Raw genomic sequence first — 14,814 nt, 5'->3', positions numbered from 1 at the left:
GCGGGCGGGCGGCTCCGGCGGGAGGGCGGCCTCCGCGCTGGTGCGCGGCCGGTCGCGGGGCCGCGATCGACCGCCGCGCACGCGTTTTCGCGTTTCTCCCGGCGCAAAGCGGGAAGAATCCCGGCATGAATACCGTGCGTACGCGGATCCCGGCCCGGCTCGACCGCCTGCCCTGGTCGCGCTGGCACTGGATGATCGTCATCGGGCTCGGGTCGGTGTGGATCGTCGACGGCTTCGAGGTCACCGTGGTCGGCAGCGTGGCCGGGCGGCTCTCCGAGCCCGGCAGCGGGCTGCCGATCACCGCCGCGCAGGTCTCCGGGGTGGCGGCCGCGCTGTACGTGGCCGGGGCCTGCGTCGGCGCACTGCTCTTCGGCTGGCTGACCGACCGCTACGGCCGCAAGAAGCTCTTCATCATCACGCTCGCGGTCTACCTGGTGGCGACCGCCATGACGGCGTTCTCCTTCGACGTCTGGTGGTTCCTGCTCTTCCGCTTCCTCACCGGGCTCGGCATCGGCGGCGAGTACGCGGCCATCAACTCCGCCATCGACGAGCTGATCCCGAGCAAGTACCGCGGGCGCATCGACATCATCATCAACGGCACCTACTGGCTCGGCGCCTCCGGCGGGGCGCTGCTCTCGGTGGCCGCGCTGAACCCGAATCTCTTCGCCGAGAACCTGGGCTGGCGGCTCATGTTCGGCATCGGCGTGGTCTTCGGGCTGCTGATCCTGCTGGTCCGGCGCAATGTGCCGGAGAGCCCGCGCTGGATGTTCATCCACGGCCGGGACCGGGAGGCCGAGGCGCTGGTGGACGGGGTCGAGCGCGAGGTCGAGCGGGAGACCGGCGCCGAGCTCGCCGATCCCGGCGCCGAGATCGAGGTGCGGCAACGGAAGTCGACCGGGTTCGGCGAGATCGCCCGGGTGATGATCCGGGAGTACCCGCGGCGCAGCGCACTCGGGCTCGGCCTCTTCATCGGCCAGGCCTTCCTCTACAACGCGGTGACCTTCAACTTCGCCGTCATCCTGAGCGCGCTGTTCGGCGTGCGCGCCGACCACACCGGCTACTACTACGCCGTCATGTGTCTCGGCAGCTTCTTCGGGCCGCTGCTCTTCGGCCGCTTCTTCGACACCGTCGGCCGCAAACCCATGATCGCCGGCTCCTACCTCGGCTCCGGGCTGCTGCTGCTCGGCACCGCGTGGCTGCTGGCGGGCGGCAACCTGACCGCGCTCACCCTCACCGCCTGCTGGACGGTGGTGCTGCTGGTGGCCTCCTGCGGCGCCAGCTCGGCCTACCTCACGGTGAGCGAGATCTTCCCGATGGAGACCAGGGCCATGGCGATCGCCTTCTTCTTCGCCGTCGGCACCGCGGCGGGCGGGATCGCGGGGCCGCTGGTCTTCGCCGAGCTCACCGGCGATGGCGACGTCGGGCGCACCGCGCTGGCCTTCGTCATCGGGGCGGTCGTGATGATTCTCGGCGGGCTGATCGAGCTGGCGCTCGGCGTGAAGGCCGAGCAGCGCTCGCTGGAGGAGATCGCCGCGCCGCTGAGCTCGCGCCCGGAGCGCTCGCCCGGCACGTGAGCCGCGGTACGCCGCGGCTGTACTCGGCTTCCGGGTGCTGCCGCGGCAGGGGTCGGTGCGGGCGCCGGAGCGCCGCGGGACACACTGTCCCTATGCGCGTGGTGGTGGCGAACAGGGGCGAGGTGGCGGTCCGGATCCTGCGGACGGCGAGGGACCGGGGGTACGAGACCACGGTGCTGCACACCGCGGCCGAGCGCGGCGGGCTTGCGGTGCGGCTGGCGGATCGCGCGGTCGAGCTCCCCGGGGCCGGGGCCGCCGGTTACCTGGACATCGCGGCGGTGACCAGTGCCGCGGCCACCGCCGGTCCGGGGGCGCTGGTGCATCCGGGGTACGGATTCCTCAGTGAGAACGCCGAATTCGCGGCGGCCTGCGCGGCGGCGGGGCTGACCTTCGTCGGTCCTGAGCCCGCGGCGCTGCGCACCTTCGGGGCCAAGCCCGCGGCGCGGGCGGCGGCCGCGGCGGCCGGGGTTCCGGTGCTGCCCGCCACCGAAGCCGGGGCCGATGTGGACGCGGTGGCGCGGTTCCTCGCCGCGCAGCCCGGTGGCGTCATGATCAAGGCGGTCGCCGGGGGCGGCGGGCGCGGGATGCGGGTGGTGCGCGCCGCGGACGAGATCGCCGGGGCGCACGCGCGGTGCGCGGCCGAGGCGGCGGCGGGGTTCGGCGACGGCACGCTGTACGCGGAGGCGCTGCTGCCCGCGGTGCGGCACATCGAGGTGCAGGTGGCGGCGGACGGGGTGCGGGCCGTCGCGCTGGGGGAGCGGGACTGCTCGGTGCAGCGGAATCGGCAGAAGCTGGTCGAGCTGGCGCCCGCGGTGCTGCCCGACGCGCTGCGCGCCGGGCTGCACGCCGACGCGGTGCGCGTTGCCGCCGGGTGCCGGGGCGTGCTCACCGTCGAGTTCCTGGTGGCGGGGGCGCAGCACTACTTCCTCGAGGTGAATCCGCGGTTGCAGGTGGAGCACACCGTCACCGAGGAGGTGTTCGGGGTCGACCTGGTCGGGGTGCAGTTCGACCTGGCGCTCGGGGCCAAGCTGGACGAGCTGGAGCTGCCGGAGCGGGGACGTGGGTTCGCGGTGCAGGCGCGGGTCAATGCCGAGCGGATCACCGCGGGCGGGGCGGTGCTGCCCGGTGCCGGGGTGCTCGGCCAGTTCGCGCCGCCGACCGGCGCCGGGGTCAGGGTGGATACCGCCGCCGCACCCGGACAGCGGGTGCAGACCGCCTTCGACCCGCTGCTCGCCAAGGTGATCGCCCGCGGCGCCACCCGCGACGCCGCCCTGCGGCGCTGCGCCGACGCGCTCGGCGAGACGGTGGTCGACGGGCCGGACACGAACCTCGCGCTGCTGCGCGCCGTCCTCGCCCGGCTCGCCGGGGCGGAACCGGTGGACACCGGGTGGTTCGAGCGGAATCTCACCGGCCTGCTCGCCGACGCCGCTGAGCTCGCGCAGCGCGAGGAACCGCGCGCGGCCGTCGAACCCGCCGCCGCGAGCGGGAACGGCGCCCGCGGCAGCGCCGCGCACGGCGAGGGCCGCGCGACGAGAAGCTCCGAGGCCGACGGTGGTGCACGCACCGAAGCCGCGAGCAGCGCGGGCGGGGCCGGGGCCGGTGGTTCGGCGGTGGGCGACTCGGGCGCAGGTGGTTCGGCGGCGAGCGACGCAGGCGCAGCTGGCTCGGCGGTGGGCGACGCGGGCGCCGGTGGTTCGGCAGGGGGCGACGCGGGCGTGGGCGACACGACAGGGCGCGGACGCGCGGGGGGCGCGCCGGTTCCGGCACCCGACACCCCGACCCTGCGATCCCCGATGGCGGGCAGCATCGTCTCCCTCCCGGCCCCGGGCACCCTCGTCCCGCCCGGCGCCGAACTCGCGGTGCTGGAGGCCATGAAGATGCAGCACGTCCTGCGCGCCGAGACCGCCCTGCGCGTCACGGCGGTCCTGGCCGCACCGGGCGCGGTCGTCGACCCCGGCGCCCCGCTCCTCACCTGGACCCCCGAAGCCGCCCCCGACCACCACGCCGAGACCACCGAACTCGACCTGGACGAGATCCGCCCCGACCTCGCCGAGGTCATCGCGAGGCAGCACCGCACCACCGACGCCGCCCGCCCCGCGGCCGTCGCCAAGCGCCGCGGATCGAACCGCCGCACCGCCCGCGAGAACATCGCCGACCTGGTCGACCCGGACAGCTTCGTCGAGTACGGCGCCCTCGCCGTCGCCGCCCAGCGCCTCCGCCGCAGCGCCGACGACCTCATCGCCAACACCCCGGCCGACGGCCTGATCGCCGGGCTCGCCACCGTCAACGCCCGCCGCTACGGCCCGGAGCGCACCGCCGCCGTCGTGCTCTCCTACGACTACACCGTGCTGGCGGGTACCCAGGGCATGCGCAGCCATGCCAAGACCGACCGCATGCTGCACCTGGCCGCCGAGCGGAACCTGCCGGTCGTGTTCTTCACCGAGGGCGGCGGCGGCAGGCCGGGCGACACCGATTACGGCGGCATCTCCGGCCTCGACGTCACCACCTTCCACGCCATGGGCGCGCTCTCCGGCCGGGTCCCGCTGATCGGCATCGTCTCCGGCCGCTGCTTCGCGGGCAATGCCGCGCTGCTCGGCATGTGCGACGTGGTGATCGCGACCCCGGACGCCACCATCGGCATGGGCGGCCCCGCCATGATCGAGGGCGGCGGGCTCGGCGTCGTCACCCCGGAGGAGGTCGGCCCGGTCGAGGTGCAGCGCCGCAACGGCGTGGTGCACCTGGTCGCCGCGGACGAGGCCGACGCGGTCCGGCTGGCCCGGCGCTACCTGGCCTACTTCCAGGGCTCCGACGCCGACTGGGAGGCGCCGGACCCGCGGCTCGCCAGGCACGTGGTGCCGCAGAACCGGCTGCGCGCCTTCGATATTCGCGCGGCGCTGGATTCGGTGGCCGATATCGGCTCGGTGCTGGAGCTGCGCCGGGATTGGGCGCCGGGCGTGCTGACCGCGCTGGCCCGGTTCGACGGCGTCCCCTTCGGCGTGATCGCCAACGACTGCACGCACCTCGGCGGTGCTATCGACGCGCCGGAGGCGGACAAGCTGTCGATGTTCCTCCGGCTCTGCCAGGCGCACCGGCTGCCGATCGTCTCGCTCTGCGACACGCCCGGATTCATGGTCGGGCCGGAGGCGGAGAAGCAGGCCACGGTCACCCGGTTCAGCCGGCTCTTCGTGGACGCCGCCGCGCTCACCGTCCCGTTCGGCACCGTGATCGTGCGCAAGGGGTACGGGCTGGGGGCGCAGGCCATGGCGGCGGGGTCGTTCCGCGCGCCGCGGTTCGTCATCGCCTGGCCGACCGGCGAGATCGGCGGCATGGGGCTGGAGGGGGCGGTGCGGCTCGGCTTCGCCAAGGAGCTGGCCGCGCTCGACGATCCCGAGCAGCGGCGGGAAGCGTACGAGAACCTCGTCGCCGCCGCCTACGAGCAGGGCAAGGCGCTCTCCGCCGCCACCGTCCTGGAGCTGGACGACGTCATCGACCCGGCCGACACCCGCCGCTGGATCCGCACCCTGCGCTGACCACCATCCAGCGCCCGAGCCCAGGACCGGCCACGGCCGCGTCACCTGATCGCGCGGCCGTCGCGAGCCCGCCGACACCCCGGCCCCGCCTCGCGCCGGGCGCGAAAAAAATCTGCCAGGGTTGTCCGTGCGCCGGACCCGGCTCCGACGTCCCTGACGAGGCAGCGCCCACCGGGGCCGCCGCACGATCGAGGAGAACGCCGTGAAGTACATGATCCTGAGCTACGCCTCGCAGCGCGACTACGACGAGATGGTGGGCAAGACCGACGGCGCCGCCCCGGTGTGGTCACCCGAGGACTTCGCGAACATGGCCCAGTTCATGGGCGCCTTCAACGAGCGGCTGGCCGACTCCGGCGAGCTGGTCGAGACCCGCGGCCTGCTCGACCCGGCCCGCACCCGCCGGGTGGCGGCCGGGCCCACCCCGGTGGTCACCGACGGCCCGTACGCGGAGACCGAGGAGGTGCTGGCCGGGTACTGGATCGTCGAGTGCGAGAGCCTCGACCGCGCCACCGCCATCGCCGCCGAGCTGAACGACTGCCCGGCGCCCGAGGCGGCGAGGGCGCGCGCCTACGCCGATGTCAGGCCGATCGCGGAGGACCACGCCGACCTCGGCTGATGCTGCCACCCGGCGCTCACCCCGCCCGACCGCATCGCGCTCACCCTGCGCGCCGTCGGCGGCCTGACCACCGCGGAGATCGCCCGCCCCTTCCTGGTCGCCGAGGCCACCATGGGCAAGCGCATCACCAGGGCCAAGCGCCGGATCGCCGGCATCGGCCTCGCCCCGCTCGCCCCGGCCGAGCAGCCGGAGCGGCTCGCCGCGGTGCTGCACGTGCTCTACCTGATCTTCACCGAGGGTTACGCCGCCACCGCGGGGCCCGCCCTGCACCGCGCCGAGCTGAGCGCCGAGGCCATCCGGCTCGCCCGGCTGCTGCACCGCCTGCTGCCGGACGAGGCCGAGGTCACCGGCGTGCTCGCGCTCATGCTGCGCACCGACGCGAGGCGGGGTGCGCGCACCGGCCCCGGCGGCGAACCGGTGCCCATGGCCGAGCAGGACCGCACCCGCTGGGACGCCGCCGCCATCGCCGAGGGCACCGCGCTGATCACCGCCGCGCTGCCCACCGGGGTGCCCGGCCCCTACCAGCTCCAGGCCGCCATCGCGGCGCTGCACGACGAGGCGCCGAGCGACGCCGCCACCGGCTGGCCGCAGATCGAGCTGCTCTATCGCGAGCTGCGGGCGCGAACGGACAATCCGGTCACCGCGCTCAACCACGCCGTCGCCGTCGCCATGGCGCACGGCCCCGCGGCGGCGCTGCCGCTCGCGCTCGCCTGCGCGGCCGATCCGCGGTTGGCGAGCGATCATCGCCCGGACACGGTATTGGGCCATCTCTACGAGCGGCTGGGCCGCCGCGCGGAGGCCGCAGGCGCCTTCCGCCGCGCCGCCGCGCTCGCCCGCACCCGGCCGCGTGAGCGATACCTGCTGGCCCGGGCCACGCGGCTGCGGGAATCGGGCGAATAGGGCAGGAATGGGCCGGAAATCCGGGAGCCCGTACCTATCGGCATCCGCTGCGGTTATGGCCTGTCACAGAGATGTCTCCGACGTCTATCGGGGCCGTTCGAGCCGTTGATACATTGCGCCAACCCATCGACCACACGGCATCATCGAGGACGCGACTTATGCTCGAACCGGTTAATTTCCGCGGCACCACCAGCGTGCAGGTGCTCATCCGGTTGGCCGAGGAACGCGGTATGCCCGCGACCGAGACCCTGGAAGGCACCGGCCTGCGCCCGCTCGCGGCGCTGGAGGCCGCGACGCCGGTCTCGGTCGCGCACGAACTGCGGATCGTCGCCAACGTCGTCTCCCGCTTCGGCCGCGAGCCGGGGCTCGGCATCGAGGCCGCGCGGCGGCGCCGGGTGCCGCTCTTCGGGCCGTGGGGGCTCGCCCTGCTGGGTAGCCGCTCACTGCGCGAGATCGTCGCGGTGACCAGATACCTGGACCGCACGGTCAGCTCCACCGCGCTCGGCCTGGAGACCGACGAGCGCGAGGCGCGCATCGTCTTCGACCCGTCGATCACCTCGCCCGCGGTCCGCGCCTTCCTGGCCGAGCGCTACCTGGCCGGGGTGCCCGCGGTGAGCCGGGCGCTCTTCGACCACGTCATCCCGGTCCGCCGGGTCACCTTCCGGCACCCGGGCCCGCGCGACACCGTGCGCTACCGCCGCACCTTCGGCGTCGAGCCGGTCTTCGGGGCGGGCGCCGACTCGCTGGTCTTCGACCGCGCGCACCTGGACATGCCGCTGCCGCGCCCGCACGACTGGGCACGCGGGCTCTGCGAGCAGCTCTGCCGCGAGCTGCTGAACCGCCGCCGGGTGCGCACCGGCGTCGCGGGCACCGTGCGCGACCTGCTGATCCGCGACCCCGCGCGGCTGCCGGACCAGACCGCGGTGGCAGGCGCGCTCTTCATGAGCCCGCGCACCCTCTCGCGCAGGCTGAACGAGGAGGGCACCTCCTTCCGCGCGTTGCTCGACGAGGTCCGCGAGGTGGTGGCGGACGAGCTGCTCGCGCACACCCCGATGACCACCGAGCATCTCGCCACCCGGCTCGGTTACTCCGAGGCCGCCTCCTTCATCCGCGCCTTCCGCCGGTGGAAGGGGTGCCCGCCGCAGGAGTTCCGGGCCCGGCTGGAGCGGCCCTCCCCGCGGCTCGCCGTCGCCGGCTGATCCCGCCGGGGTTCAGGCCGGGAACCCGGGGGCGTCCCGGAGCCGGACGCCGCTCGCACCCGGAGCGCCGGTCCCCCGGGACCGGTGGCCGGGAGGCGCCGTGGCGCGGCTGGTCGCCGCGCGGGGACCCGGGTCGCCTCGGCCGGGAAGTCGCCCTGCGCGGCGCGCACCGGTTCCTGCCGTACTATCGCGGGCAACCGGCCGGGGAGACGAAGGAGGACGGTGTGGACCCTCGTCCACTGCCAGCGGAGGCAGCCGCGGATGTCGCGGGCACACCACCCGCCCCGCCCGCGCGCCGCAGGGTCGCGCTGCCGCCGGAGAACGCGCCCGCCGGCGAGGTGAAAGCGCTGGATGCCGAGGGCAATCCGGTGCGCACCGAGGCCGACCGGTTCGCCGCCGATCTCGGTGCCGTCGCGGTGATCACCGACCGCGGCATCACGCACGCCAGGAACGACGACGCGGTCTCCGCCGCGGTGGTGGAGGATCCGGCCACCGGCCGCCCGCTCGCCACGGTGATCGTGGTGAGCGACGGCGTCTCCAGCTCCGACGATCCGCAGGCCGCCTCCGGCGCCGCGGTGCGGGCCGGGCTGGAGGCCACCGTCGCGGTGCTGGAGGCGGGCGGGACCGCCGCCGACGCCGTGCCCGCCGGGCTGGAGGCCGCCGCGGCCGCGGTGCGCGCGGTCGGCGCCGAGGTGGAGAACGCGCCGTCCTGCACCTTCGTCTCCGCGGTGGTGCACGCCGACGGGCCGGACGGTGTGCTGATCACCGTCGCCAATGTCGGTGACAGCCGGGCCTACTGGCTGCGGGCCGGGGCCGCGCCGGACAGCGCGTCGGTCGCCACCCAGCCGGAGCTCTCCGTCGTCACCGAGGGCGCCGCCGTCGCGGTGCCGTCGCAGCGGCTCACCGTCGACGACTCCTGGGCCCAGGCGCTGGTCGACGCGGGCGCCATGGACGAGCAGGCCGCCATGCGCGATCCGCGGGCACACACCCTGCTGCGCTGGCTCGGGGCGGACACCTCGCCGAAGCCGTGGTCCGACAACTGCGTTCGCACGCTGCGCACCCGCGGCCCCGGTGTGCTGCTGCTCTGCAGCGACGGGCTCTGGAACTACCTCTCCGAGCCGGAGGCGCTGGCCGCGCCCGCCACCGGCGCGGCCCCCGCCGACGCCGCCCGCGAACTGGTCGAGTTCGCGCTGCGCTGCGGGGGGAACGACAACATCACCGTCGCGCTGGCACCCGTCGCCGGCTGAACCCGCTGCCGCGCGGCAGACCCGGATCGGTCAGGCGTGCTTCGCGGATTCGCCGCCGGGGGCCGAGAGCGGAGTCAGGTCGCTGGTGGCGGGGCCCTCGATGAGGGTTCCGTCGGCGGCGAAGCGGGAGCCGTGCAGCGGGCAATCCCAGGACTTCTCGGCGTCGTTCCAGCGCACGATGCCGTACAGGTGCGGGCAGACCGCCGAAACCCGGTGCGTCGCACCGCCGGTCGTGCAGACCGCGGCCGGGCGCACGCCGCTGCGCTGCACCCGCCCTTCGCCCTCGGCCGGCGGCTCCTCCGGCCCGCCGCGCAGCGTGCGCAACCACCCGGTGGTCAGGTGTGCCCCCACTTCGGCATTCGCCTTGGCGGCCGCGGGCAGCGCCCGCACCTCGTCGCGCCGCCAGCTGTCCAGCGCCGCGGCCCATTCCGGCGTCCCGCCGGAGATCCGCCCCGCCAGCGCCAGCGCGGCGGCGACCCCGTTGGTCAGCCCCCACTTGGCATAGCCGGTGCCGGTGAGGATGCGGTGCTCGCCGGGGAGCAGCGGCCCGGCGTAGGGCAGCTCGCCGATCGGCAGGTAGTCCTGCGCCGACCAGGTGTGCAGCGGCACCGCGCCCGGGTACCAGCGGCGGGTCCAGTCGACCAGGTCGTCCACCGCGGCCTGTTCGGAGCCGGTGCGCCCGACCGGATGGCCGTTTCCGCCGACCAGCAGCAGGTCGCCGCGCGCGCTCGGCGTGTAGCGCAGGGAACGGGTGGGCTGGCCCGCGCTGAGGAACATGTCCCTGGTGATCGGGCCCGCCACGGCGAAGGCCGCCAGGTAGGAGCGCTGCGCGCCGAGCCGCGCGAAGAAGCCGCCGCGATCCAGGATCGGAATGCCGGTGGCGAGCACGACGGTCTCCGCCGACACCGGCCCGTGCTCGGTGTCGACCGTTACCTCGCCCTGCGCCCGGTGCACACCGCGCACTCTGGTGTTCTCGAAGATCGGCGCGCCCGCCGCCTCCACGTCCAGTGCCAGCGCGGCGAGCAGTTCCATGGGATCGAGCTGCACCTGCCCGGCCAGCCGGACGGCGGCGCGCGCCGGGAAGGGGACGTCGGGGTCGTCGATCAGCTCGGTCGGCAGCCCCGACTCCCGCGCGACGGCGTGCTCGGCGGTGACCATGTCCAGCTCGGCGGCGGTGGGAGCGTAGGTGTGCGCGGTGCGGTGCTCGATCCCGACCCCGGCGCTCGCGCAGTACGCGGTGACCCAGTCCAGCGCCGCGGTATTGGCCGCGACGTACTGGCGCACGGTCTCCGGCGTGTGCTTGCGCGCGATCTGCTGGAGCCGGGTGCCCTGCAGCAGGCTCACCTTGCCGGTGGTGCCGCCGGTGGTGCCCGCGCCCACCCGCCCGGCCTCCAGCACCGCCACCGTCGCCCCGGCGCGGGCCAGCACCAGCGCGGTGACCAGGCCGGTGAGCCCGGCGCCGACCACCACCGTGTCGAAGCGCCGTCCCGGGGTCAGCGGGAGCCGGGCCGGCGTACGGGTTTCCTGCAACCACAGAGACGTCATGGACGCGTCATAGCCGGTGCGGCCCGTTCCAATCGTCTCGATTCGGCCCGAGCCGTTACTTCGGCACGATGATCCCGCTGATGTCCGCCTCCCGGATGGGCGTCCCGGCGTTCGCCTGCGCCCGGCACATGAGGTCGATGGCCCCGATGGCCGCATCCACGGTCGTGGCGTCCGGCGCCGAACCGCGATCGTTCTCCAGGTACTTGGTGACGGTCGTCCGCTTGTCCTCGGCGGACTGCGCGATGTACTCGTTGCAGGGGGTATCCCCACCCCGATTCACCGCCTCCTCCACCTGGTCGCAGCCGACCCCGCCGAAGGCCGCCGCGGTGACGACGAACGCGATGCCCGCGATCCGGTGCCGAATACTGGTGTGCCGCATGGTGTCCCTCGCGAGAATCAGTTGCCGAAGCCGACCAGGCCGGACGCCAGGTCGGAGGTGCCGAGCGCGGCGAGCGCCCGCTGCCGGACGTCGGGGCAGGTCTTGGCGGTGATGGTGTCCACCACCGAGCGGTCCCGCACCACGATGTCGTTGAGCCCGCCGTTACGGGCCGCCCAGCCCTGCACGGTGGTGTTGAAGGAGAACCTGGCGCCGGTGCCGCCCTGCGCCGCCCACCCCTCGATCTCCGGGGCGATGCTCTCGCAGAGGTCGCGCTCGGCGCTCGCGGTGATGGTGTCGGTGTCCGGCACCTCCGCGGTGGTGCCGTCGGCGGGCGGCGGGAAGGTCAGGGTGATGGAGCCGCCGCCGGTCGCGGTGGCCGGGACCGGGTCGATGTCGGGGCCGTCGCCGGAGCAGCCGGCGAGCAGCAGGGCACCGGCCGCTGCGAGCGCGCAGAGGTGGAGCGAACGCATGGAGCCCGGCCCGTCAGTGCCCGGCGGGGTCGGTCAGGCTGCGCCCCTCGAGCGCCTTCACCCGCCGATGCTCGAACACGACCAGGGCCGCGCCTACCACCAGGCAGACGCCGCAGGCGATGCCCGCGATGATCGCCCAGCCCTCGAAGCCGTACCCGGCCGCCACCAGGGTCAGCCCGACCAGCACGATGCCGAGCCCGACCAGGATCATGCCGGGCCAGTTGCGAGTGTCCTCCAGCGCTTCGCCTGCGTGTGAGCGGGTGGTGCGCGAGTCGTCCGGGAAGCTGTGCCCGGCGACCGGGACTTCCCGCCTCTCGCCGGGTGTGTTCGGGGCGCTCATGTCGAGCTCCTTTCTGCCACGTCGAACGGGGGCTCTCCGGTCATACCCGGCGGCACCCCGGTCAATCGTGCGAGCCGCGCGACGGCCTCGAGCACGGCGTCCTGCTGGATCGCGCCTGCCCGGCCTGCCGCCTGCCGAGCCCGGACTCCCGACGGGGTCCGGGGCAATGCCCGCTCAGCCCGCGGCGACGCGGTGCCCGGCGCCCGTCGCGGCGGGTTCACGGAGTTCGTAGACGGCGGCGACGGTGCGAATGACCGGTTGCGCGACATTGCGCACCCGGATGCCGCCCGGCGTCGTGCCGCGCTCGGTGCCCGCGTGCGCGTGGCTGTGCAGCGCCAGCGCCGCCCCCGCCTCGTCGATCACCTCGCCGGGCGGGTACGAGCCGAGGAAGGGTAGATCTCCCGCTCCCCACCAGCGTGGGCCCGCGCGGCCGACATCCTCCGGTTTGAGGAAGGGGTCGACATCGTGGGCGAAGGCCCGGCCGCGGCGCGCGTACATCGCGCAGCCGCCCGCCATCGCGAACCGGATGTCGGTGACCGAGAGGGCGCTCACCGCGCGGGTGAGCGCGTGTAGCAGCTGTTCGATCGCCGGGGCCATGCGGGCGTCGCACCCGGAAGCGCGGACTACTGACGACGAGGTCGCCGGACTAGGCCCAAAGGAGAACTGCGCCGACCACGATCGCGATCAGAACAATGTAGGAGGTGTAGAGCCCGAAAGGCAGATCCGCCCGCGGCTCCGCCACACGAATCTTCTGCGGCAGTCGCTGGCTGTTCTTGGACTTCAGGAAGGGCAGCCACGAACCGACCATGTGAGCCCGTGAGAAATACTCGCTGTGCGCGAACCTGAACTCTTCCTGCTCCAGACGCTCGTGCTGGAACGCGTAACCCTCGGTGCCGGACGGGCCCGCCCCACGGACGAACCACCCCGCGGTACGAGTCCAGAAGTCCTTCGTACCGTACTCGTTCCGGACGGTTTGCACCTGGCCCCGCTCGATCAACTCGTTCCACGGGAAATCCGTCGGCAGGATCGACCCGCAGAGCAGGACCTTGTCGAAACGGAGGTACTGATACCGCAGCAGCGCGTTGCCGAGAATATAGGTGCCGAAGCTGTGCGCGACCACCGACGGCGGCTTCGTGCCGGAGCGGTGGCTGTTCTCGAACTCGTCCATGTAGATCTCGCGGAACCACTCGACCTTGGCAGACCTGGACCAGGGCATGAGGAAGCGCAGGAGCGAGAAGTAGCCGAAGTTCCAGCGATCGACGCGCACGTTGAAGCCGGCGCTCGACGCCACCTCACCGAAGGCGCGCTGCCAGGTGGCGTGGGTCCGGATGCCGTGCAGCGCCACGATCGGGTCGCCCGGCGGCGGCAGTGACGTGCTCCTGTTGGTGAACGGGGTCAGCTGGTCGCGCAGTTCCCCGATATGAGAGAAACGGCTTTCGCCGCCCGCGCGTGGCCGCTGTTCCAGCACGACGCGCAGTTTCTCCGGGATTCGCGCACGCGGCTGCCCGTTGCTACGGCCGAAGTGCGTTCCCGGCGTATCGCCGCGGTACAGCATCCCGCGCAGCAGGCCAACCACCGCGGCGACGTCTGCCCGCTGATTGACCTGGGCGCCGCCCGGCCGCGCGATACCCGGCTCGAGCAGCGTCACCCGCAGGTCGTTGTCGGCGACGAGGACATTGTGCGGGGCGATCTCGCCGTGCACGTGCCCGCGTTTATGGATCTGCTCCACCGCGGCGCAGATCTGGAGCGTGATCCACACCGCCTCCTCGGCCTCCAGGTCGCGCGTTGCGCGGACGTCGTCGAGATTGCGGCCGGGCGCGATGTCGCAGACGATGTACGCGGGTTCGTCACCCATCACGGTCTGCACATCGAGGATGCGGACGAGGTTGGGGTGTTCCACACCGAGCCACACCCTTCCGCGCTGCTGCAGGCACAGCTGGGTCTGCTCGTCCCGTTCCCGGATCACCTTGATCCCGACGGGGTGGCCGCGCATTTTGTCGTACGCCGAGTAGAGGCTTCCGGTGCGACCCTCGGCAATCCAGTCGGTGATCACATACCGGCTGCTGATCAGGGCGCCGCTCAGGTCGGAGCGGGTCTTCCGGCGCGCGGGGCGCGGCGTGTCGATCCGCGCGAACGCATCGCCGGGTGACCGCTCCACCGCCTGTTGCCGATATGGCAGTTCGGCGGCGGGCACCGAATCGTCGGCGTCGGCCGCGGCGTCGGTGAGCGGCTGTATCCAGTCGCCGGGCGTCGGGCGCGCCGTCGGCGACTCCATCAGCGCCGATCTGATCAGCATCCGGATGGCGGTGGGGACGGAGTCCGGGACCTTGTCCGCGTCCGAGACGGCTTCGTCCCCGGCGAGCAACCGCAACGCCAGCAGCCCGAGCTTGTACGAGTCGGAGTGAACCGTCGCCAATTCCTCGTCCGGATTCACCGCGCGGACACCCCAGGCCGGATGCTCGATCTGATCGAAGACCGACCGGGACCGAAACCGCATGGAGTCGCAGGCGAGGAGATACACCTTCGGCGCGGGTTCCAGGGCGAACAGCAGATTCGTCGCGGACAGGTCACCGATGGCGATCTGGTGGCTGTGCAGGATCGTTATGGTCTCGGCTGCCGCCGCGAGGAGCTGGTAACGCTGCCGGTCGGACACGGCCGCCCTGGACGGCGCGAGAGGCTGCACGCCGGTGAGGAGATGCCGGAATTCCGCGGGCCGCCCCGCCGGCTCCGAAGGGGTTCGCCACTCGAGGAGAAACCGCGACGGCACGAGCGGCATGAGGAAACCGGCGGTGCGCTGGGACCTCTCCTCCTCGACCACATCGCACGGCCAGGCCGCGCGCGTGAGCAGATCCACTCCGTCGCCGAAGGTCAGTTCACCGAGATAGTCCCGCATCTCCTCGAGCACGGCCGTGTCCGCGGTGGTCCGCACCTCCGGCGAGAATTCCTTGAAAGCGAGTGATTTTGTGTACGTCGACCCGATACCCGGTGCGGAGAATACGCTGCTTCTGAGCGGT

11 protein-coding genes and 2 pseudogenes are annotated in these 14,814 nt (G+C 73.4%); 7 read left to right on the top strand and 6 right to left on the bottom strand.

Annotation, left to right across the window (positions count from 1 at the left end; genetic code table 11):
• Positions 1-125 precede the first annotated feature (125 nt).
• The 7 genes and pseudogenes from NH2_RS27715 to NH2_RS27690 all read left to right on the top strand — a co-directional run bounded on the left by NH2_RS27715 (position 126) and on the right by NH2_RS27690 (position 9,066).
• Positions 126-1,574: an MFS transporter gene (locus NH2_RS27715; protein ID WP_067660917.1), complete on the top strand. Its 1,449-nt coding sequence runs from the start codon at positions 126-128 to the stop codon at positions 1,572-1,574.
• Positions 1,575-1,666: 92 nt separating this feature from the next.
• Positions 1,667-5,104: an acetyl-CoA carboxylase family protein gene (locus NH2_RS27710; RefSeq protein ID WP_067660914.1), complete on the top strand. Its 3,438-nt coding sequence runs from the start codon at positions 1,667-1,669 to the stop codon at positions 5,102-5,104.
• 211 nt (positions 5,105-5,315) lie between these two features.
• Positions 5,316-5,720, top strand: a complete 405-nt coding sequence (locus tag NH2_RS29575) for a YciI family protein (RefSeq protein WP_067660963.1) — start codon at positions 5,316-5,318, stop codon at positions 5,718-5,720.
• A gap of 15 nt (positions 5,721-5,735) precedes the next feature.
• Positions 5,736-5,855 (top strand): annotated as a pseudogene (locus tag NH2_RS30370) (sigma factor-like helix-turn-helix DNA-binding protein); the annotation flags it as partial.
• Positions 5,832-6,620 carry an RNA polymerase sigma factor gene (locus NH2_RS27700; protein ID WP_067660911.1) on the top strand — a complete coding sequence of 263 codons (789 nt, stop codon included), beginning with the start codon at positions 5,832-5,834 and terminating at the stop codon, positions 6,618-6,620. The pseudogene NH2_RS30370 and the gene NH2_RS27700, both read left to right, overlap by 24 nt.
• Before the next feature lie 158 nt (positions 6,621-6,778).
• A complete protein-coding gene (locus tag NH2_RS27695; protein WP_067660908.1) occupies positions 6,779-7,819 on the top strand; it encodes an AraC family transcriptional regulator in 1,041 nt (346 codons plus the stop codon).
• A 224-nt stretch (positions 7,820-8,043) separates the two neighbouring features.
• Positions 8,044-9,066, top strand: a complete 1,023-nt coding sequence (locus NH2_RS27690; RefSeq protein WP_067660905.1) for a PP2C family protein-serine/threonine phosphatase — start codon at positions 8,044-8,046, stop codon at positions 9,064-9,066.
• A gap of 30 nt (positions 9,067-9,096) precedes the next feature.
• Here NH2_RS27690 and NH2_RS27685 read toward each other — a convergent pair whose 3' ends face one another.
• The 6 genes and pseudogenes from NH2_RS27685 to NH2_RS27660 form a co-directional block, all read right to left on the bottom strand.
• Positions 9,097-10,611 carry an FAD-dependent oxidoreductase gene (locus tag NH2_RS27685; protein WP_067660901.1) on the bottom strand — a complete coding sequence of 505 codons (1,515 nt, stop codon included), beginning with the start codon at positions 10,609-10,611 and terminating at the stop codon, positions 9,097-9,099.
• Positions 10,612-10,666: 55 nt separating this feature from the next.
• Positions 10,667-10,990: a hypothetical protein gene (locus tag NH2_RS27680; protein WP_067660896.1), complete on the bottom strand. Its 324-nt coding sequence runs from the start codon at positions 10,988-10,990 to the stop codon at positions 10,667-10,669.
• A 17-nt stretch (positions 10,991-11,007) separates the two neighbouring features.
• On the bottom strand, positions 11,008-11,460 hold the full coding sequence (locus NH2_RS27675; RefSeq protein ID WP_067660893.1) for a hypothetical protein: 453 nt from the start codon (positions 11,458-11,460) through the stop codon (positions 11,008-11,010).
• A 13-nt stretch (positions 11,461-11,473) separates the two neighbouring features.
• Complete coding sequence (locus NH2_RS27670; RefSeq protein WP_067660890.1) at positions 11,474-11,800, bottom strand: MFS transporter; 327 nt, start codon at positions 11,798-11,800, stop codon at positions 11,474-11,476.
• Between the two features lie 174 nt (positions 11,801-11,974).
• Positions 11,975-12,193 (bottom strand): annotated as a pseudogene (locus NH2_RS28485) (metallophosphoesterase); the annotation flags it as partial.
• A gap of 253 nt (positions 12,194-12,446) precedes the next feature.
• Positions 12,447-14,814, bottom strand: a 2,368-nt coding sequence (locus NH2_RS27660; protein WP_218021754.1) for a protein kinase domain-containing protein, incomplete at its 5' end; no start/stop codon positions are given.

Origin of the sequence: Nocardia harenae NBRC 108248, from assembly GCF_001612885.1 — a bacterium.
GTDB classification, from domain to species: domain Bacteria; phylum Actinomycetota; class Actinomycetes; order Mycobacteriales; family Mycobacteriaceae; genus Nocardia; species Nocardia harenae.
The sequence above is the reverse complement of the archived record's forward strand: the minus strand, read 5'-3'. Positions and strand labels throughout refer to the sequence as shown.

Excerpts from the sequence above, each read along its gene's own strand:
- NH2_RS27700 (WP_067660911.1), top strand. The coding sequence starts at position 5,832 with ATGGGCAAGCGCATCACCAGGGCCAAGCGCCGGATCGCCGGCATCGGC.
- NH2_RS27710 (WP_067660914.1), top strand. The coding sequence starts at position 1,667 with ATGCGCGTGGTGGTGGCGAACAGGGGCGAGGTGGCGGTCCGGATCCTG.
- NH2_RS27675 (WP_067660893.1), bottom strand. The coding sequence starts at position 11,460 with ATGCGTTCGCTCCACCTCTGCGCGCTCGCAGCGGCCGGTGCCCTGCTG.
- NH2_RS27685 (WP_067660901.1), bottom strand. The coding sequence starts at position 10,611 with ATGACGTCTCTGTGGTTGCAGGAAACCCGTACGCCGGCCCGGCTCCCG.
- NH2_RS29575 (WP_067660963.1), top strand. The coding sequence starts at position 5,316 with ATGATCCTGAGCTACGCCTCGCAGCGCGACTACGACGAGATGGTGGGC.
- NH2_RS27670 (WP_067660890.1), bottom strand. The coding sequence starts at position 11,800 with ATGAGCGCCCCGAACACACCCGGCGAGAGGCGGGAAGTCCCGGTCGCC.
- NH2_RS27680 (WP_067660896.1), bottom strand. The coding sequence starts at position 10,990 with ATGCGGCACACCAGTATTCGGCACCGGATCGCGGGCATCGCGTTCGTC.
- NH2_RS27715 (WP_067660917.1), top strand. The coding sequence starts at position 126 with ATGAATACCGTGCGTACGCGGATCCCGGCCCGGCTCGACCGCCTGCCC.
- NH2_RS27695 (WP_067660908.1), top strand. The coding sequence starts at position 6,779 with ATGCTCGAACCGGTTAATTTCCGCGGCACCACCAGCGTGCAGGTGCTC.